This window comes from Bradyrhizobium jicamae (genome assembly GCF_018130215.1).
GTDB lineage: Bacteria > Pseudomonadota > Alphaproteobacteria > Rhizobiales > Xanthobacteraceae > Bradyrhizobium > Bradyrhizobium jicamae_A.
Map to the genome: position 1 here is coordinate 1 of NZ_JAFCKQ010000076.1, position 21,066 is coordinate 21,066.

Annotated in this window: 10 protein-coding genes and 2 pseudogenes; 6 read left to right on the top strand and 6 right to left on the bottom strand. The window is 62.3% G+C overall.

Features of this window, described 5'->3' with window-relative positions:
* The 4 genes from JQ586_RS38395 to JQ586_RS38410 form a co-directional block, all read left to right on the top strand.
* On the top strand, positions 1-337 hold a 337-nt coding region (locus tag JQ586_RS38395), incomplete at its 5' end, for a transposase (RefSeq protein ID WP_212399679.1).
* Positions 338-1,038: 701 nt separating this feature from the next.
* Positions 1,039-2,874 carry an autotransporter assembly complex protein TamA gene (locus JQ586_RS38400; protein WP_249148645.1) on the top strand — a complete coding sequence of 612 codons (1,836 nt, stop codon included), beginning with the start codon at positions 1,039-1,041 and terminating at the stop codon, positions 2,872-2,874.
* On the top strand, positions 2,874-7,214 hold the full coding sequence (locus JQ586_RS38405) for a translocation/assembly module TamB domain-containing protein (protein ID WP_212399840.1): 4,341 nt from the start codon (positions 2,874-2,876) through the stop codon (positions 7,212-7,214). Before JQ586_RS38400 ends, JQ586_RS38405 begins: the two co-directional genes overlap by 1 nt.
* Before the next feature lie 1,244 nt (positions 7,215-8,458).
* On the top strand, positions 8,459-9,565 hold the full coding sequence (locus JQ586_RS38410) for an FAD-binding oxidoreductase (RefSeq protein ID WP_212399841.1): 1,107 nt from the start codon (positions 8,459-8,461) through the stop codon (positions 9,563-9,565).
* Between the two features lie 334 nt (positions 9,566-9,899).
* Here the strand turns inward: JQ586_RS38410 and repC are convergent, their stop codons facing one another.
* The 3 genes from repC to repA all read right to left on the bottom strand — a co-directional run bounded on the left by repC (position 9,900) and on the right by repA (position 13,556).
* Entirely contained in the window at positions 9,900-11,132 is a 1,233-nt protein-coding gene (gene repC / locus JQ586_RS38415; protein ID WP_212399842.1) for a plasmid replication protein RepC, read from the bottom strand.
* A 196-nt stretch (positions 11,133-11,328) separates the two neighbouring features.
* Positions 11,329-12,348 carry a plasmid partitioning protein RepB gene (repB, locus tag JQ586_RS38420; protein ID WP_212399848.1) on the bottom strand — a complete coding sequence of 340 codons (1,020 nt, stop codon included), beginning with the start codon at positions 12,346-12,348 and terminating at the stop codon, positions 11,329-11,331.
* Positions 12,345-13,556 carry a plasmid partitioning protein RepA gene (gene repA / locus JQ586_RS38425; RefSeq protein WP_212399843.1) on the bottom strand — a complete coding sequence of 404 codons (1,212 nt, stop codon included), beginning with the start codon at positions 13,554-13,556 and terminating at the stop codon, positions 12,345-12,347. Before repA ends, repB begins: the two co-directional genes overlap by 4 nt.
* Positions 13,557-15,590: 2,034 nt before the next feature.
* Here repA and JQ586_RS38430 point away from each other — a divergent pair.
* Positions 15,591-15,863: a type II toxin-antitoxin system VapB family antitoxin gene (locus tag JQ586_RS38430; protein ID WP_212399844.1), complete on the top strand. Its 273-nt coding sequence runs from the start codon at positions 15,591-15,593 to the stop codon at positions 15,861-15,863.
* A gap of 305 nt (positions 15,864-16,168) precedes the next feature.
* Positions 16,169-17,380, top strand: a complete 1,212-nt coding sequence (locus JQ586_RS38435; RefSeq protein ID WP_212399845.1) for an RHE_PE00001 family protein — start codon at positions 16,169-16,171, stop codon at positions 17,378-17,380.
* 140 nt (positions 17,381-17,520) lie between these two features.
* Here the strand turns inward: JQ586_RS38435 and istB are convergent, their stop codons facing one another.
* The 3 genes and pseudogenes from istB to JQ586_RS38450 all read right to left on the bottom strand — a co-directional run.
* Positions 17,521-18,384, bottom strand: a complete 864-nt coding sequence (gene istB, locus JQ586_RS38440; RefSeq protein WP_212399846.1) for an IS21-like element helper ATPase IstB — start codon at positions 18,382-18,384, stop codon at positions 17,521-17,523.
* An 8-nt stretch (positions 18,385-18,392) separates the two neighbouring features.
* Positions 18,393-19,882, bottom strand: a pseudogene (gene istA / locus JQ586_RS38445) (IS21 family transposase); the annotation flags it as partial.
* A gap of 376 nt (positions 19,883-20,258) precedes the next feature.
* Positions 20,259-21,066: pseudogene (locus JQ586_RS38450) on the bottom strand (IS5/IS1182 family transposase); the annotation flags it as partial.

A 21,066-nucleotide genomic window follows, 5' to 3' on the forward strand; every position in this document is an offset into this window, starting at 1 on the left:
CGGCGAATGCTTCCGCGCCTACGTTCAGCAGATTCTCGTTCCGCAGCTCCAGCCTGGCGACATCGTCATCATGGACAATCTCGGTAGCCACAAGTCGGCGGCCCTGCGCAGCTTGATCAGAGCGGCCGGCGCCAGGCTCCGGTACCTGCCGCCATACTCCCCAGACCTCAATCCGATCGAACAGACCTTCGCCAAGATCAAGCACTGGATGCGTTCCGCCCAGAAGCGCACCATCGACGACATTTGCCACCATGTCGGCGGCCTCATCACAACCATCCTGCCTAACGAATGCAGCAACTACTTCGAAAACGCCGGATACGCTTCTATCAAAACGTGAAACGCTCTAGTCGAGCTGGGGCTAGCTGAGGCCGGCCCATCGAAACGATACTACGGCGAGATCGGTTGGCGCATTACACCAAACGGTTGGAGATGCATGTCCGGCAAAACACGCATGGAGATGACGGCGACATCCAGAGTCGCGCATCGCCAACTCAGAGTATGGCAATATGGCCGCCTTGCGGCGATTTGAGCTAGAATCGACGCGCTCCGAGATTTGCGCAGCCGCGAGAGGAACTGCCGAGTGCAGGGCAGAATGACGAACGAGGACCCCGCTCTTTTGCGTGGAGCGTACTTGAATTATGAGGCCCGCTATAAAGCCTCGCGGCTTCTTGCTCAATCTGTAGAGGATTACGAAGTGGATTTTGTTGATGCCCTACATTTTCCATCATGATGTCTATTGATTTCGTGTTTGGGTGCCTGCCGGACGCAGAAGCGGCGGATCGCCCGGCCTGAGTTGCAGAAGCTCCGGCATCAATTGGTGCGTGTGGGAGTGGAACAATCAAGCAGATCGCCGTGCGACGATGCCTGCCGCCTTTGCCGGGGCGGGCAAAGCAAAGGTATTTCATCGCCGCAGCGCGACACGTTCTGCATTCGGCATGTGTCGCTATCGTCGGTTGCTCGCTGTGCGATCAGGCTCACGCGCTCGATTTCTTTGGCCTGCTCGGTTCCGACGATCCGCCGCCGGTCAGCGCCACGTCGTTGTCTTACCGTCTAGAGATCGAAGCCAAGACGCCCGACGACAAGAGCGATGGTGACGCCGAGCAGGTCTTGCGCGACGCGTCCGGCGCATATCGCCTTCGACAGGAGCCGCCTCCAAATGGCGAAGGTCTCGTGCGCCGGCTCCAGGCCGACATCAATCCGCTGCTCGATGCGCTTTGGGGGCTCGGCCGCTACAACGCCCAGATCGATGTCACAATGGATGGAGTTCCAGTTTCCCTTGATGAGACAGCAATAGCCGCAGCGGCGCGGCGGGCGGACAGCTTTCGCAATCGGGCAGTTGTTCCCATCAAGATCACCGCACGACTTGGTCCGTTGTTCAAGTTGCGCGCCGTCGATGTGGACTATCCGCGCGACGAGGCACCGCAGGGATTGCCGCGCCGCGCCTTCGCGTTGAAATCCGGCGATCCCGCGATCTCGACAGACTTGCGCGCTGCGCAGGTGAAGCTCGTCGACTGGTTCCGGGGCACTGGGCATCCGCTCGCGAAGATCTCGGACGTCAAGGCCACCGTCGATCACGCGGCTGCCGCGATGGACCTTCGGCTGCGGGTCGAGGCGGGTCCCAAGGCCGGCATCGGCGCCGTCACAATTTCAGGCGGAGACGTCGACCCACGCGTGGTCGCCACGCACGTCTACCTCCGGGAAGGCGAGCCTTACTCCCCCGAACGGCTCGCCCTAACCAAAACGTCGATCGCCAAGATTCCGGCCATCGGAGGGATTCGCATCCGCGAGGCCGACAAGCTTGACGCAAACGGCAACGTGCCGGTCTTCATCGATCTGACCGAAAGGCCGAGGCACGCCGCAGGCGTCTCGGCGAAATATTCCACAGTCGATGGCCCCGGGATTTCCGGCTACTACGAGGATCGGAACATATTCGGAGGCGGCGAGCGGCTGCGGCTCGAAGCCTCCGCTTCGCTCTTGCAGCGGATCGACGGCACGACCTTCAGTGGCCTCAACAATCTCCGCACCTCGGATTTCGGTGCGCGATTTACCGGAACCTTCATCAAGCCGGGCATGTTCGGCACAGCCAACGATCTGCTGATCGAGGGCACCGCGTTCCGCGAACGCGTTGGCAACAACGACCTCGGCGGTTACACCGACGATACGGTGCGTGGCACGTTCGGCGTGATTCATCGCTTTTCGGCAGCAGCCTCGCTGCAGGCCGGGCTTCAGGTCGAGCAATCGAAATCGCAGGACGTGCTGGGACGGGTGGATGCGACGCTAATCGGCTTCACGGCGACCGGCCGCTACGACACGACCGACAATCCGCTCGACCCGACGCGCGGTGTACGCCTCTCGGCAACCGTCAATGCCTATCCGAAGCTGATGGGCTCCACGATCGATCTGTTCGAGGGGCGGGCCGCCGGCTCGGCCTATTATGCGCTCGATGATCAGGCCGACTACGTGCTGGCCGGCCGGTTGGCCGCGGGCTCGCTTGGCGGCGCGCCGCTCGCCGAGATTCCCGATGCGCACCGGTTCTTCGCCGGCGGCGGCGGATCCGTGCGTGGCTATGGCTTCAATACCATCTCGCCGATGATGTTCGGCCAGATCACTGGTGGTCGCAGCTTGATCGAAGGCTCCGCCGAGGTACGGGTGAGGATCACCCCCACGATCGGCCTCGTGCCGTTCTTCGACTTTGGCACCGCGTCGCGCTCGTCGCTGCCGGGCTTCGACGACTATGTCGGCTACGGGGCGGGGCTTGGCTTGCGTTACTTCACGCCGGTCGGGCCGATCCGCCTTGATGTCGCGACACCGCTGAATCCGCGCCGTGGCGACAGCCGTTACGCCATCTATGTCAGCATCGGGCAGGCCTTCTGATGCGCATCCGGCGGTCGCTCATCATCTGTTCCGCCGTCGCCCTGGTGTTCGCCTGCGTCGCGGTGCTTTGCATCATGCTCTACGGAATGTCTGGCCGGAGCGGAGAGAGCCAGCAGGATGTGCTGGCTGGCCTCGTCTCGCGGACTCTTTCGACGCCGGCGACCCAGGTCCATATCGGCGCCGTCGACGGCGTGTTGTCCTCGGATGCCACGGTCCGCGACGTCAGCATCACCGACAACGACGGAGTCTGGCTGACGCTCGACAAGGCGCGCCTTGTCTGGCGGCGCAGCGCCTTGCTGCTGGGACGACTGGAGATCGATCGTCTCGAGGTCGGCACGCTTGAGATCAGGCGAAAGCCACTGCCGTCCGATGAGCCCGTCCCGGAGGCCGAGCAGCCGATCCTGCCCGACCTGCCGGTGAAGGTGCAAGTGAAGGCTTTCGACCTGCGCGCCCTGACGCTTGGACAGTCCATTCTGGGCGAAGCTCTGACTGTCGCGGCGACCGGCAACACCGAGCTTGGCTCGCCCTCGGAAGGGCTCGTCTTCAATCTCGACGCGACCCGCACAGATTTTCCAGGCCGCTTCAAGGCTGCTCTTGCCTATGTTCCGCAGGGAAATGCACTCACCCTCGACGTTACGCTCGATGAGCCTTCGCACGGACTCATGTCCAAGATCGGCCACTTGCCGGGTGAGCCACCCGTTACGTTCGCGCTGGGCGGCCAGGGTACGCTAGACAATTTTCGCGGCGCCCTGAAGTTGCAGGCCGGCCCCACGATCGATGCAGCCGGCACGATTACGCTTGACAAAAACGGCGCAGGCCGGGTGCTCGCAACGCGCCTTGCCAGCCATCTCGGACCGCTGCTGCCGGCGATCGCCGCGCCGGTCTTTGCCGGTGAAACCAATCTCGAGAGTACGACGCATTTTGGTGACGATGGCAGCGTCACGCTGGGCGGGTTGACGATTACGAGCCGTCTCGCGCGGCTCGACGCGAAAGGTCTGCTCGGAGCCGACAAGGTCGTGGATTTCGCGGCTTCGATCCGCGCCTTGCCAAGCAAGGGCGACGTGACCGAGACTGACCAAGGGTCGATCCGTAGCCTCGTCTTCGACGGTCGCGTCAACGGACCAATCAAGGGTCCCACCGCATCGGTCAAGCTCGCGCTGTCGGGTGCTCATCTGCCGGGTGGAAACGTCGAGACCCTTGATGCTTCCATCACGGCCGTTCCTCGTGCCGAGGCCAGCGATCCCGCAACGCGTATCAACCTTGACGCGAACCTGCGCGCCTCCGGCATTGCTCCACGCGACGCGATTTTGGCGACCGCGATCGGCAACACCGCGTCGCTCGTGCTCCACGGTGATACGGACCTAGCCGGCCGCGCCAGGATCGAGCGTCTCGAGATCGGCACATCAACGGTTCAGGCAACCTATACCGGCGATGTCAGCGCCGATCGCCTGAACGGCCATGCGGCCACAACCGTGCCCGACCTTGGCGCCTTTGCCGACCTTGTCGGGCTGAAGCTCAAGGGCTCGGTGGCGGCCGGCATCGATCTTGACACGGATTTCCAGCGCGGCAGCTTTGATGTCCGAATGTCAGGTGCCGGCGAGAAGCTCGCGACGGGAGTTGCGGCGCTAGATGGGCTCGCTGGACCGCGGCTCGCATTCGCAGCCGACATCTCTGCCGATGGCCGCGACACTTACACGGTCCGCGGCGCGTCGATCGATGGTGCTCACATCGCTGTTCGCGCCAAAGGAACAGTGGCGCACGACTCGAGCGACCTGTCGGCGCGTGTGGACCTGCCAGATCTCTCAGCTTCCGACGCGCGCATCACCGGTGCGGCAGCTCTTGACGTCGGCCTCACCGGCGGGCTCGCGCATCCCGGGGTTTCGTTTGCGGTCGCGGTGGATCGCGCCACCGCGATGCGGCGCCCGATTCCTCATCTCGAACTCGCGGCGACGATCAACGACATCAATGGAGTCTGTGCGGTCGAGGCCAAGCTCGACGGCTCCGTCGACGGCAAGCCAGCGCGCGGGATTGTTCAGGTGAGTCGTCGATCGTCGGAGAGTAACGATCGCAGGGCTCCCGCCTTTGCCGGGTGGGAGGCAAAGGCCCTCGACATCACGATCGGGTCGGTATCCCTGAAGGGGGCGGCAACAATCGACGCACAGAGATTCGTCGGCGGGCATATTCGCTTCGCAGCCGGGGCGCTCGCCGACCTCTCGCCGCTTGCCCTCACAGAGCTCGCAGGCTCGACCTCCATCGACCTTGCCGCTTCTGCCGATGGCGGCCGGCAATCCGTCCGTCTCGTTGGCAAGGGTGCGGGAATCCGCGCCGCTGGTGCGGCCGTCCGCAGTTTCGATCTGCGCGCCGATGGCGCCGATCTCTACAGCCATCCTGTGCTCAACGCTGATGCACATGTCGACGGCGCCGAGTTCGGCGGTCATACGGTCTCAAGCGTCGCTCTGACGGCCAGAGGCAGTGGCAATACGAGCACGATCGATCTCTCCGCCAAAGCTGCCGGCTTCGATCTCGATGCAGCGGGCGCACTGGCGTCCGGGGAGCGGACGCGGCTCGATCTCACTCGCTTCTCCGCACGACGTGGCGCCGAGGCAATCGCGCTGCAGGGGCCCGCGAGCTTCACGCTCGACGATAGCTCGGTGCAGATCGAGCATCTGGCGCTCGCGATCGGAAGTGGCCGCTTCACGGTGGACGGCAAAGCCGGCCAGGTGCTCGACCTCAAAGCCGTGGCAAACGCGATCCCGCTCGGCGAGGCCGATGTCGCGATACCCGGTCTGGGCCTGAGCGGGATCCTCGACGCGTCAGCCGCGATTGGAGGTTCCATGAGCGCGCCGATCGGCCGGTACAAGGTCGCAGTCAAGCAGCTCACCGCGCCGCAGACCAGAAGCGTGGGCTTGCCGCCGATCGACATTGCTGCGGACGGACGACTAGATGGCAACCGCGCGAGCCTGAACACCACAATTGCCGCGGGAAAAGCCGGCGCGATCACGGCGTCGGGCACGGTGCCGCTCGACGCCATGGGTCCGATCGCGCTGACCGCAAGGGGTCGGCTCGATGCCGCCGTCGCCAATGGCGCGCTCTCCGCCTCCGGCCGTACCGTGTCCGGCAGCGTTGCGCTCGATGCGCGTGTCGGCGGAACTCGTACCAGACCCCAGGTCGCCGGCGTCGCCACCATGAGCGGGGGTACCTTCCACGACAGCATGCTCGGCTTGCGCCTCGATGCCGTCGAGGCGAAAATCACCGCAGAAGGAGAGCGCATCGTCCTGGAGCGCCTGGCCGCCGTCACGCCCAACGGTGGCACGTTGTCCGGCTCCGGTCAGGTACGGGTCGCCCCAGATGCAGGTTTTCCCGGTACGGTCTCGATTCGCGGTCAGCAGGCAACGCTTGCTTCCAGCGCGTTGGCAACCGCGCAGGCCAATCTCGCCATTGATGTCACGGGCGCCCTGGCGCGCGATCCGCGGATCGTCGGTCGCATCGATTTGACCCGCGTCAACGTCGATATTCCGGATCGCTTGCCCTCGGCACTGAAGCCGATCGACGGCATTAACCATGTGAATGCCTCGGGACAAGCCGCTGCACGGCTCGCAGCTGCGCGCGAGACGCCAAAAGGCAACAAAAAGCGCTGGGCGCCCTTCAACGCCGCGCTCGACGTGACTGTTTCGGCGCCGAACCACGTCTTCATCCATGGCCGCGGGGTAACCGCGGAACTCGGCGGCTCCGTTCATGTCGGCGGCACGAGCAACGCGCCAATCCCGAAGGGAGCCTTCTCGCTCTATCAGGGCAAGCTGTTGGTGCTCGGAAAGACGCTGACCTTCACCAAGGGCAATCTCTCCTTCAATGGCGATCTCGCGCCCGAACTCGATTTCGCGGCAGAGATACAGGCCTCTGACATCACTGCGCAGGTCGGAATCTCGGGCGCGGCCGCCGCGCCGGTCTTCGTCTTCCATTCGCAGCCCGAGTTACCGCAGGACGAAATCCTGTCGCACATTCTCTTTCAGAAAGCTTCAGGTAGCCTGACGACCTCGCAGGCCGTGCAACTCGCGGGTGTCGCAGCTCAATTCGCGAGCGGTGGCGAGGGAACGATGGACCGCATGCGCCGCTCGCTCGGGGTCGACAATCTGGACGTGAGCGCCGGAGCGGGCGGACCGATGGTCGGCGCATCGCGCACGATCGGCGACAGGCTGAGCATGGGTGTGCGGACGGGTGCGAGCGCCAGCCAGTCAGGCGTGTCGGCCAATGTTGACGTGACGCGCCACATCCGCGTCGAATCGGATGTCGATGCGAAAGGTTCGACATCCGTCGGAGTCGGCACGCGATTCGAATGGTAACGCGAGTGCGACTCCTGCGTTCGTCGCCGCTGGGTCCGTCAACCTAACGGCATTTGGCACGGTTCGCGTGCTTCCCTTGAATTTAGTCGGCCCGAGGGAGGTGGGGAGCTGAGAGCGGGCCCACCGATCTTCGGAGGCCGCAATTCCTAGCGGCTTTTGGCCTCGCGCGATCGGCGCAAGCATCGGGCACGACAGGCCCACAGAAGATCACCTTCGGCACATGTCTCTGCGCGGTCCTGGGGATGTGCCCCCTTCCGTAAGGTGCCTGTAAGCCCGCAGTGATAATCAGATGTCTCCGCTGTCAGCCTAGGGCGACAGAGGAATCCCTACGTTGCTCCTGGTGGCCTCGGTCCGTGAGCGCCGAGGCCACCATTTTGTGATGTGAAGTCTGATGCCGTCTCAACCACGCCGACCACGGGAGCCTCAAGAGAAGGTACAGCTCAGCGCCGCAATGCTAAAAGGGCTAAGAGCCGCAGCCCGCGGTGAAGTGCTCAGGACCTACACCGGTTCTGTCTATACGATCACCGGACCTGTGGGCAGTAAGGCGCTCTGGGCGATTTTCCGCGCCAGACTGATCAAAGATGGTCCAAAAAGTCAGACCAAAGCAATAATGGCCCTGACGGCGAAAGGCTGCGCAGCATTGAAGCGTTGACTACGGCGCGCGGCGCATCGGGCCTGATCTCAGACAGGCATCGCGGAATTAGCCAAGACAAAAGAACTAAGGCCGCCTCCTTTGGTGGCCATCAATAGATCGCTGAGCAAATTCCAGCCACCAACGTCAAGACCAGCAAGAGCGGAACTATGCGAGATGTGCGCTCGGTCAAGCGGGTGGCGGCCTCTTCCTATCGGCGCGCCCCTTCCGCTTTCGGTCGTCTGTTCAATTTTTGTAGTGGCCTTCTCACTCGGCACGGGACGCAGATCGTCACTCGGCCCACACCGCTTCCGCCCCAAGTGCCGTCGGCAGGACAACAACGTCTCGCAGGACTGCTGCTCTTCCTGACTGACGTTGGGCTCAACTTGTTCGTGCTCTCCACGATCTCGAACGCCCCGATTGGCGAGGTGATCAGAGGAATCTTGCTGATCGCGAGCAAGAACTCCCATGTCGATAGTCCACCTCACGATGCGACCCTCAGTTGCACGCAGCCTGGCGCGTGCCATTACTCTTTGCAGGCGGAGCGAGAAATGGCTGAATACTGAAAGCCTGGCGGGCGCATTGATAGGTGTGACCGGGACGGAGCTGGACTATGCGAGTCGCTATTTGTGGCGGTGGGGTCATTGGTGCCTGCACGGCTTACTTCCTGAGCCGGCGCGGCGCCGACGTGACAGTGGTCGAAGGGACAGAAGTCGCGGCGGCTGCCTCGGGCAAGGCGGGCGGCTTTCTGGCGCTCGACTGGTGTGCCGATACGCCACTGGACGCGCTGGCGCGGCGCAGTTTCGAACTCCATGCCGCGCTCACGAACGAAATAGAGGGCGATTGGGGCTATCGCGGCATGACGGCATACAGCGGCTCCGTAGTCAGCGACTCCGATCCACGTCGTCGCGAAAAATCTCGGCTTGACTGGCTGTCCAACGGCGTCCTTGTCGCCTCGCGTCTCAGTACTCCGGACACGACTGCGATCGTTCATCCCTTCAAGTTCACCTCCGCGGTCATGCAGGCGGCCCGGAAGAACGGCGCCACGCTGCGACACGGGCGCGCCACCGGCATCGTCAGAGACACCCACGAAATGACTGCCCGCGGCGTCGATATCGACGGCCGCGTTCTCGAAGCGGACGCCGTCGTGATCGCAATGGGGCCATGGTCGTTGCTGGCCGCGGAATGGATGAGTTTGCCGGCGGTCTACGGGCAGCGAAGCCCGAGCATTGTCTACGACACCGGCACCGACGTGCCACCCCACGCTCTGTTTCTCGAGTACGAAGAGGGAAACGGCAACGTCGTGAGCGTCGAGGTCTTTCCGCGTGCGGACGGAAGCACTCACATCACCGCCTTGTCGGACGTGGTGCCGTTGCCGGTCGATCCCGCCGTGGTGAAGCCCGAGCCGGAGGCAATCGATCGCCTGCAAGCTATTTCCGAACGGTTATCGCCGGTCTTCCGTGCCGACAGGATCATATCTCGCCAGGCCTGCTTTCGCCCCCTCACGCAAGACGGTCTGCCGCTGATAGGAAAAATCCCACGAAGCCCCGGCGTTTACGTCGCCACCGGGCACAACGTCTGGGGCATTCTCAACGCGCCGGCGACTGGCGAGGCGATGGCCGAACTGATCACAGGCGGCGCGGCTCAGAGGATCGATCTGGCGTCATTCGACCCGGCGAGACTGCCGCCACTCGATCCTTCGCTATTGCGCACGAGCTAACGCTGCGAACTCGATCCGTAGTTCACGAGACGCCGCGGGTGATACCCGCTTGGATTGGACCTCACCGCGGCAGCCTAATCGGGCGTCTTGAGCCTACTCATGCGCCAAGGATACCGATAAGTACTTTTTTGCCCGAGTTCGCCCCGGCGGCAAATTCCGCGTTGCTCGCAAACGCATGCGCTTTCAGGCACTTTCAGGCGGATGCTTCATTATGCTCCTAGACTTGAACCTGGGACCCGCTGACTAAAAGTCAACGGGCTCGCACATCGCCTGCTCGCGCCGAACGAGATAGCTCAAGCCCATAATTCGCGTTTGCGCTGTGTCATCCCTTCGCTCAAGCCCGTCGCTTTTCGTGGAGCCGGGAATTGATCTGCGACATCAGGATCGGTCCGAGGGAGAATTCCCCAACCTCCGCTTTCCGCGTCAGCCCGCGCAAATAGCCTCCGGCGGATCTGATGGCGGTGCCGCGCTGAAGAATGCAGGCAATGACGATCGCCGCTTGCTTTTCGCCCAAGACGGCTTGCGCCTCCTCCCAGGCGCTCGGGCTGACCCCCAACATCGATCGCACAACGGAGGTGGTCGCCATGAAATCGCGCCAGTTAGAAATCCCGCCCTTCGCATAGTCGACGATGTCGGGGCACGCACTCAGGACCATCCCCAACGGATACGAGTTCTCCGCGAACCTCGGCCTTGGAGTTTCTGGCTCAGGCCTCGCCGCCCTGCCTTCTTGGAGGCTAGGTTCAAGTTCAATTAGGGTGTCTGGATTTGAATTCTGTATGTGGCGCTCAGGCTGGGACTCATTGGCGCTCGAATCTTTTGTTTTGACATGTGTTTCCAGAAGATTGAGCACATCGTCAGCAAGCTGAGACAGGTCGTCAGCAATCGGCTCGAGCTGCTGGCGCGTGGCCGTCCGTGGAATCCCGTCAACCATCGCACGGAAGGCCGCGTGCACCTCCTGCCAGTCCGCGGGACCCTGCCCTCCCCGTCGCGTCGGCACCCCCTCCTCGATCCCCGTCGCAATCATCTTGGCGATGTCGCGCCGGCACAGGGTGATGCGCTCGCGCACGAGCTTGAGTGCGCGGGCTTCGGCTTCGATGTCAGCCGCCAGGCTCTCGAACTCCTCTGAGCGCACAACAAGCGGCGACAGATCGAAGCCGAAGGCGAGCTCGATGTCGCCGGCGTCGCCTTTGCGAGCGTAGCGCTTGCCGTTTGGACTGTCGCGGCGAATGATCAGCCCCGCATCCACCAGGACAGCCAGGTGCCGCCGCAGCGTCGACGCCGGCATGCCGTGTGCCCGCCGAGTGAGCTGATGGTTTGAGGGGAAGACGATCAGATCATCTTCGCCGGTGAGTGCGGTCTCGGGGTGAAAGGTGAGCAGCGCGTCCAGCACCGAGAGCGATCGTTCCGTTACCCCCAGGCGCGGCCGTGCCGTGCAGATGGCATGGAAGACCTTCCACTTGTGCACGATTTTTTCGGGAGGTCGTGTCGTCGCAACCATTTGGCTTGCCACATTGGCAAGCGTCAACGATCGCCGCCCAAAGGGCGTCGTTGGATTATGTGTCTGCATGTCTCTGCCTTCGTTAAGGCAAAGAAAAACCGCTCGCCGAATCGACGAAAAAACCGCAGCAAGACTCTTGACTGTGATTCGCGGAAATGAGATTCTCAGAGTTGCCAGACTGCTGAGAAAGGCTTCCGGGACATCGTTTCGGGGGCCTTTTTCTTTTGCCGTTTTGCTCCTGGTTTGCGGCTGGTGGACGAGGCCGTCAGGCCTCGCTGCCCCTGCTCTCATCCGACGCGGAGAACGCGTCGAACAAGTGCGGGATCTGCTGCACGAGATAGTCTGCGAATGACGCCGGCACGTTCTTGTCGATGGAGAGTTTCAGCTCTCGCTCGGCCTGACGGATTTCAGCGATCCGCCGTCCGTCCGCTGCAAGGAGCGAGGTCGGCTGCGGGCGTCTGGATTCCTGTTTCGCGGAAGGCCGGCTGGCTGCTGAGAATGCAGCCAAAAATCTTGCGTCTGAATCACGTGTCGCAAAAGAGGAATCCGCGATCGCCGTTCTGACGCGCTCGAGTGTCGAGGCATCGCCGAGCAGATCGGCAAAAGTCTGCCAGCGGCCACGTCCAGCTTTTGGAGCCTTGCCGATTGCATCGACGACGTCGCGTGGAATAGCCCTTGCAACCGAAATGAGCTTCGAAGCCTCCGCTCGATCGACGGCGAGAGCATCCTGAACGATTGAGCGCTTGTGTCCGGCATCCTCTATCCGCATTGCAAAGATCGCGCGCTCGATGAAGCTCAAATCCTCGCGGGGAGCATTCTCCAGGCCCTGCGCCACAACGAGCTCTTCGTCGGCGAGCGATCTGAGGATCGCCTTGACAGGAATTCCCAACTCACGGGCCACGCGAACGCGGCGATGGCCATAAGCGCTCTGGTAGCGCCCGGCCGTTGCGGGGTGCGCCCGGACAAGGATTGGGACTTCCTGGCCGCTTTGCGCAATCGATCGCTTGAGCGCCTCGTACGAAGTGGTGTCGTCCTCCTGGAAGCGATCCGATACCGGCGATGCGTCGACGAGCGCCGGATCGATCTCGATAATCGCGGCGCCGGTGCTAAGCCTGTCACGAAGCTCCTGGTTCTCTTTTTCGACCTCGGAGAAGGAATCCTTGAGCGACCGCACAGCTCCCGCCGAGACACGTGCCGGCAGGGCGGGAGCGACGTTGTCAGCTGACAACGTCGGCGCAGGGGCGGCCGCAAAGAGACTCTTGATCGTATCCGTGCGTTTGCTCATCGCCCCCACACCTTCTTCAAGAGCTGCACGACCTCAGCGTTGACGGCATCTACCGATTCCAAAGCCCTGTCGTAGGCTCCGCGTCCGACCGAGCCACGATCGAGTTCGTAGAGCGACTGCTTCGTCAACCCGGCATTGGCGATCGCGGTCGACTTCCATACGGTCGCCTGCAGCACGTCCGCGCCGAAAAGGTTTCGAAGCAAGGCCACGATTTGCGCCTCGGGGACGTCGTTTGGATCGTGACGCGTGATGACGTAGCGGATGAAATCGTGCTCGAGGCTCCCGCCCGCTTCCTCAATGACGGACATCAGGTCGGACGTCATGAGAAGAAACTGGCTCATCGATGCCACATCCACCATCTGGGGATGGATGGTCACAAGCATGGCCGTTGCCGCGTTCAACGCTCCCATGGTGAGGTAGCCGAGCTGAGGCGGGCAATCGATCACGACGACGTCGTACTCGTCGTTGACCTGATCAATTGCGCTCGCCAGCCTCCGGAAGAAGAGATCGTGCCCTCGCTCGCGACGTTCGATCATGGCTCGCGGCGTGTGGTGCTCGAACTCCATGAGTTCGAGATTTCCGGGAACCAGGCCTATGCCGGCGAAATACGTCGGCCGAATTACCTCGCGCATCGGCCTGCGCTGGTCGTCGTAGCGAATGGCGCCGTAGATCGTCTCGTTCAGCCCGATGTCGAATTCTGGCTGATATCCGAACATCGCCGATAGCGAGGCCTGTGGGTCAAGATCGATCGCCAGCACTCTGAAGCCTGCGAGCGCCAAGTATTGAGCGAGGTACAGTGCCGTGGTTGTTTTCGCGGAGCCGCCCTTGAAATTGGCGACGGTGATGATCTGCAGCTTTTCTTCATCGCGCCGCCGCGGAAGGAACTCGAGCCCCTCCCGGGGACGCGATTCGGCGAGATAGGCCCGGAGCTCGTTTACTTGAGCTAATGTGTAGGACCGCCTCCCGCCGTGACCGGTCGACGGCATCGGGCCCAATCCATCGAGCGAAAGCTGCCGCAGATAGCCGTCAGAAACCCGGGCGATCTTGGCGACCTCGCCAGAGGTGAAGGAACGGAGAGTCTTGCTGGCTGCCGGAGGAAAGAGCGCGGTGCCGAGAGAGCGCAATTGACCGGACAGAATCCCGGCGTGTCGCGTGATGCGCGAACTTGCGGTCTCGATCAGGGCCTGCTCTAGCTCTAGGATGCTCATCTTCTCGGCCTCAAGACGCTTTCTCCGCGTCAGACGGCGAAACACCGTCTGAAAACAAGCCACGATTCTCGATTCTGCGCAAGAAATAATGGGTTAATGAGGCGTTACCGCTGAGAATTTGCTTCGTCGAATCCATCCGCGGCATTACTGAGCATGGAATAGTCGTAGTGCGCGCCATCCGGGAATGTTGTCAGCTGACAACAAGGTCCGACTCGGCTGAAGGATGTTGTCAGCTGACAACACGATCAGCTCGGTCTCCGAAAAGTCCTCCGACCGAGAGCACCGGCCGTCTGCGCCCGGTGTTTGGAAGCACGCTCCTTTACCTTGGGTGAGCTTTGCTCGCATAACGCGCAATAATACGTCATACTCGTCTAGATTTAGTCTCTTGGATAAACTAAGGCGTCTACGCAGGTACAAGCACGGAATTGTTGTCAGCCGACAACAAGGCGATCGATCTGACCGAGGATGTTGTCAGCTGACAACACATCCAGACTCAACCGCGTGAGCCTTCTTTTCGGACGGGGCGCCAACCTTCCGGCGACCCCGGTCTCCGGGAACAGCTTCGAAGCGCCCCGAGCGCAAACACGCGGCCAGCAAGCGATGCCCGGCGACTTGATTCCCGAACCGCGGTGAGATTGAGGTTCTCGCAACCTTGACCCCGCCGCCCTGCCCGGCCGCCTGAAACTGTTGTCAGCTGACAACAAGGCGCCATCCGGCCGAAGATGTTGTCGGCGACAATATTTCCAGGTTCGCCCGCGTGAGGCCCCCCTTTTTCGGGCACGTCACCAACCTTCGGGTGACCTCGCCTTCCGGGCGCCGCCTCGCTCAACGCGCGGCCCGCAAGCGTTGAGCGCGCAGCTTCGTTCCCGAACCGGTCGCGACCGAGGTTCTCGCAGCCAGGCCCCATGGGCCCTCCCGCCTATGCGTGGAATTGTCGTCAGCTGACAACATTGTCCAGGTCCACCCGTGCGGGCCGCCGCTTTCGACCTTCAGGCGGCATGGGCTTTCGGAACCAGCCTTGAACCGCCACCGCGCTCAACATGCGGCCCGCAAGCGATCATCGGGCAGCTTCGTTCCCGAACGGCGCCGAGGCTTGGGGTCTCGCAACCTGGACACATGGCACCCTGCCCGACCATGCGTGGAATTGTTGTCAGCTGACAACGAGGCGCGACTTGGTCAAAGATGTTGTCAGCTGACAACACATCGGGGCTCAACTCCGCACAGGCTGTCGTTTAAGGTTGGCTACGACGGCATCCCTGCCCCTAAAACCGGACCCGCGGCGTTCGGCTTGACCTTAATCGCAGCACCTCAAAAATTAAGGTTAATAAGCGGTTACTGCCCAAGCATCGGACCCGCTCCACCGCAATCCATCCGGCGCAATTTGTTAGGCGGCAGCCGTCCTGGCCGGAGATGTTGTCAGCTGACAACGCAAGCGGCTCACCTTTGGAGACCCGCCGTTCGACTAATCAACCTCTCCACGGCACGGGACATCCGGGGAGGGCCCTCGGGCAGGCATCGCCACCTCGTGCAAGCTGGGATTACTACCGACGTTACGGCCTAAGCGATCGGCTCCTTACTCAGGCTATCCTTGAGATTGTTGTCAGCTGACAACAAGATCAAAGGCGAGCACGCGCCAAGCCATCTACCCTCCGACCGGATCGAACTGAGTGTCGGGCCCGTACTGATCGTCGATCCGCACCATGCTGAATTCGAATTCAACCCGAGAAGGGAGCAGGCGAGGGGAGGGAGGAGGCCGTCATCTACGAGAGGCCGGATCAAGATCAGCCAGGATGACCCCCACAAACCCGGTGCCCGAAAGACGGGCGGGGCAGGCCATTATGCGCAATAAGCAACCCGTTTCATGCCGCGTACCGAGACTTCGGCAGCTCCGAGAACAAACGAAGGAAAGTGCGCTGCCAAAAACAAGCTTGAGCGATCCATTGGTCCAGGTGGCCATTCACTCACGGCACTGCCCCCTCCGTCCGTGTATCCCAACCACTAAAGATTGCACGATATGGTCTAGAGAAGCGCTCAATGGCCTTCGACATCAAAAACCCCGAGACCAATGCGCTGGCCCGCAAAGTGGCGATGGCACCAAAGAAAATCGGCCTCACCGAAGCAGTGCACGCGCCACTGGCCCATGAGCTCGAGCGCGAACAGGGCAAGTCGCCTTTGGTTGACCTCGGCGTCCAATTCTGTCGGGACCTGCGCGCCGGGGGCAATCCGGCGAAGGGCCAACCGGCGGATAAGACGTTCCGTGACAGCCTGTATGGGGAAACCCGATGGTCATTGGCACCTCAGCGCTGACCGCGCTCCTGCCCGATGAGGATGAGCGGTGCGAACCTTTCGCGCCTCTGCAGCAGACGGGGACGCATCGAGGATGCCCGACGCACCACGGCGCTCCGCTGCAGCGTTAGCGTCAGACTGGCGCCGCGGCGGGGAGGGCGAGCTTTTCTTCCGAGGGGGAATGAGGCGGCCCACTTGGAAATGCGATCTGCTGCTGATCTAAGTTTTCAGGCGCGATTTCCGGATGTCTGGATGGCCAGACCCGCAGGTTTGCCCAACACGATGGATTTCATTGCTAGGGATTAAGTCCCAAACCATCCGCCGCTATGACGGAACAGAAATCCGTGTTAGCTTCCGTTACGTCGATGCTTGTTAGGGTTATCAAGGCCTTGTCGTGCAGCTACAGAATCCCCGATCCGCTGCCCTGGGCTCAGCTCGCCGGCCCGCTCGCCGCCGCCGAGGATGCTGTCGCTCGCCACGATGAGCGCCTCGGGAAGAGTCCCATCCGCGACGGGGCGATCAGCCGTACTCACTTTGCCGACGCATGCGCCAGTCTGTGGCTAGATGGCGAACTTGTCCACCTCGAAGATCTTGTCCTCCACGACGCCGGCATGGATGTCCGCGCACCAACCCACGAGTTGACCCGGGCACATGCTGTGCTGCGCGCCCGTCGGCGCATCGCCGAGTCAAAACCGGATTGGGCGCTCTCGGCCGCCGGGCTTGCGAGCCTGCAAGGCCGCAATCACAACGCCGAACTGGACGACGAAGAAACCTGCCTGGAGGACGGCGAGCGAGATTCCATGGCCGATGATGTCGGCGGCGAGCAAGGGTCACCAGATGTCGCCGCGCCCACCGGTATCCTCAAATCTGATTCCGATCTGGACATGGCATTTGCTGCGATCGATGCCGCAAACGCAAAGGCAGAGCGCAGACTAGCCAGCGAACTGCGGTCACAGCCGGAGCGGGACGCGCTCATCTACGATCCTGATTGGGACGAGGAGGGCCGTCTCGAACACTGGCGCGGGTTGGTCGTTCAAACCCGTAGCATGCCACCGACGCTGGCAGCGGCGATCGCGGCTGATGCTTGGGGTGTGATCGAACCGCTCGAGCACATGCCCTGGCTCGGCCGCCTGCTGGCAGCCAGTGTGCTGCGCGACCGCGGCAAAACCCGCGCGCATCTGCTCTGTCTGCACACCGGGCTGAAGAGCATTCCGCGCGAGCGCAGGCGGCCGCGCGACCCCGCGGCGCGGCTCTTAGTACTGCTCGAAGCAATGACCGCCGCTGCAGAGGCTGACCGTAAGGACCACGACCGCTGGCTGATGACCAGAAACCTGCTCGCCCGCAAGCTCGCCGGACGTCGCGCGACGTCAAAATTGCCGGCGCTCATCGACTATGTGCTAGCCAAGCCAATCGTCTCGGCCGGTATGATAGCGGCGGAGCTCGGGATCACGCCCCGCGCGGCCCAAAACCTCGTCGCCGACCTCGGACTGCGCGAAGCGACCGGGAGAGGGCGGTATCGCGCCTGGGGAATCCTTTGAGCACCTCAAGAGTCACAAGAGCCCTGGGAATGACGACAGCTACTGGCCGGATCTGCAGCGGCAAACGCTGTCACGCGCCACTGTCGCGGTCGCAGGTAGCACGGCTTATACAGCGCGATTGGTCAAAGGACGTATAATTGTCAATCGGCGTTCAAATTTGACCCCTCATCGGCGTCCAATTTTGACCCCTTTGCGCGGCGGGCTTTGCTGGTAGCGCTCGTCTCGTCGGAGCTGGCCGGGATAGCGGAGGCGAGACGAGCGCGGGTGGTGTGAGCGTCGTCTCGGCTCTTGAACCGCCAGCTATCGTTGCCGGTCTCGACAATGTCGCAGTGATGGGTCAACCGGTCGAGCAGTGCGGTGGTCATTTTGGCGTCGCCGAACACGCTCGGCCATTCGCCGAAGGCGAGATTGGTGGTCACGATGACCGAGGCGCGCTCATAGAGCCGGCTGATGAGGTGGAAGAGAAGCTGGCCACCGGACTGGGCGAAGGGCAAATAGCAGAGTTCATCCAGCACGATGAAGTCCATCCGGGTCAGATGCTCGGCGAGCCGTCCTTGCCGTCCGTTGCGGGTCTCGGTCTCGAGGCGATTGACGAGGTCGACTACGTTGAAGAAGCGGCCGCGGGCCCCGGATCGGATGCAGCTTCTGGCGATGGCAATGGCCAGGTGGGTCTTGCCTGTGCCGGTGCCGCCAACCAGCACGACGTTGCGTTGCTGGGCGATGAAGCCGCCGCCAGCGAGATCATTGACGAGAGTCTGATTGATCGGCGTGCCGTCGAACTGGAAGTCGGCGATGTCCTTGGCAAGCGGCAGCTTGGCAATGGTGAGCTGGTATTTGATCGACCTGGCTTGCTTCTCGTTGATCTCGGCGTTGAGCAGGTCGCCGACAATGCGCTGAGGTTCGTGCTGGCGCTTGACGGCAGTTGCCATGATCTCGTCGAAGGCAGCCTTCATGCCGTAGAGCTTGAGTTCGCCCATGAGGTCGAAGATTCGGGTTCGTTCCATCAGATGGTCCTCCGGAGGTTGTCGTAGCGGGCACAATCGGCGATCGGCGCATGACGGAGCGTCAGTGCGGCCGGCGTCATGATGTTGGCCGGTGGGGCGGGTTCACGTTGACGGGCCAGGATATTGAGCACGACATCGGCGGAATGGACGCCGTGACTGAGCGCTTTGGCACAGGCTGCTTCCACCGCGGGCAGACCGTCAGTTAGTACCGCGTTGAGGATGTCGACCATCTGCCGATTGCCATCGTCGGTGCTGGCAAGCTTGCGCCGGATCCGCTCGAGTGCGGCCGGCAGCACCCAGTCTTTGAAGGGAGCACCGTTGCGCAAGGCGCCGGGTTTGCGGGCGAGCACCGGCACATAATGCCACGGGTCGTAGACGGTATCGCCGCGGCCAAAGGATCGCGGGTGCTCGGCAACGATGCGTCCATCCTGACGGATCACAATGCGATCGGCATAGGCTTGAACCTCAACCGGTCGTCCGACTGCGCTGGCTGCGACCGAGTATTTGTTATTGTCGAAGCGCACCAGGCAGGTCTTTGAGACCGATGCCGTCACCGCATGGAAGCCGTCGAAACGGCCGGTATAGGGAACGAGTTTGGGGCGTTCGGCTTCGAACACTTCCCAAATCGTCTGATCGACCAACTCCGGATGGCGATGTGCCTTGGCATAGGCGATGCATTTGTCGAGCAGCCAGGCGTTCAACTCTTCCAGGTTTTTGAACCGCAGCCGTGGGGTGAAGAAGCGCTCCCGGACCAGCCCGACCTGGTTCTCGACCTGGCCCTTCTCCCAGCCCGAGGCTGGCGTGCAGGCCACTGGGTCGACCAGGTAGTGGCTGCACATCCGCAGGAAGCGGCGATTATAGAGACGCCCCTTGCCGACGAAGATCGTCTCTACGGCAGTCTTCATGTTGTCGTAGATGCCCCGGTGCAGGTGCCTTTGAACAGGGCGAACGCCCGGTCGTGGGCGTCGAACACCATCTCCTGCGTCTCCCGCGGATAGGCCCGCACGAACAGCATGCGGCTGCGACAGAGCCGGACATGGGCGGCCTTCACCATCACCGTGGTGCCGCTCAGCAAGACCACCTCGTGGCTCCAGTCGAACTGGTAGGCTTCGCCTGGCGCAAAGCTCAGCGGGACATAAGCGGCCGCGGTCGATTGCCCGCGTTCTTTGCTCCACCGTCTGGCGTAACGCCGCACGGCATCGTACCCGCCGTCATAGCCGCCCCCGCGCAGCTCTTCGAAGATCCGGATCAACGTCAGCTGTTCACGAGCCGGTTTGGTCGCGTTCGCCGCCAGCAGCCTATCGAGCTCCGATGCCCACCGTCCCAGCTTTGGTCGTGGCTGCACCTGCCGCTCGTACTCGAAGGAGGTCTCTCCGGACCTCAGCACCTTCCGGACCGTGTTCCGCGACACCTTCAGGTCGCGGGCGATCTCCTTGATCGTCTTGCCCTTGATGAAGTGCTCGCGCCGAATCCGCGCAATCGTCTCCACGACCAGCATCCCCGACCACCTGCTTCATTCCAAAGCAGGCAGCGCAACAGACCAACCTATAGGAGGTCAATTTTGGACGCCGATCCCCCGGCTTAGGGGGTCAATATTGCAGGCCGAATGACAGTCGGCAGCTCAAGGGGGCGATCAGAATGTTCTTCTCGCAGGAAGACGAGCTTGCAGTCCACACTCGCATCTGCGGCATTCCGCGTGCTACGAGACCTGACAAGTAGTCGGGGCGCAATTTTACCGCCGACGTCCTTCGAAGCGGGGTGGCTGTGTCGGCGAGCGTAGCGAACGTGGTGAGGTGACAACGCTTATCATGGAGCTCGTAATCGTTCCGCGAGACCCGATAGTCGTTCGTGAAGAACTGGCGGCGGCGGCCGGCTCAAGCGGCGTTTCGAGCCGGGACGGTCTCGAAGAAGGCTCGGATGATGACACGCAAGAGCTCTGCGAGCCATCGCAGCAGCAGGCCGAAGTTGTAGCCGGCAGCGGCGAGAACAGCGTTGATGCGGTCGCCGAGGCGTCCCTTGAGATAATTTCTGTCCATGCGGTGCTCGGCCTTGACGTGGCCGATGACGGGCTCGACAGCCGCGCGACGCTTCATCTCGCGACGGATGGAAGCTGTGACGCGGCGGACCTGACCCGATATCCAGACCCTGAACCGATGCGGGTGGTTGTGACCGCGATATCCTTTGTCGACGTGGATACGGCGAGCCTCCACCCCGGTGAGCTTCTCCATGTTGGCGATTACGGGACCGAGCGTGTGCCCATCGAAAGGATTGCCATGCAGGGCCTTGGCATGGAGCACGAACTGGCCGCCCTTCGGAGACGTCACAGGGGTGGCGATGCTGACCTTGCAGCCGAACTCATAGGGCGCGCGGGCTTTACCCTTGCCGATGCACTCAACCTCCGGAGCATGTAACGCATAGACCTTCGGACCGCGCTGATGCTGATCCTGGCTGCGCACCTGCTGCGCTAAACCGAGCAACGGGCGAAAGCGAGCTTCCACCACCGTATCGCCATCAATTTTGCGGCGGATGTCGCGGATGATCCGGCCAAGCCGTGTCCGCAGGAACTTGAGCTGCCGCCGGGCGCGTTTGAACTGGTGGGCGTGGGTATAGCGGCCGGTCATGATGGCGGCGCGCTTGGCCAGGCGCAGATAGCTCTGGCGTAGCGGCACACGGTTGCGCTTG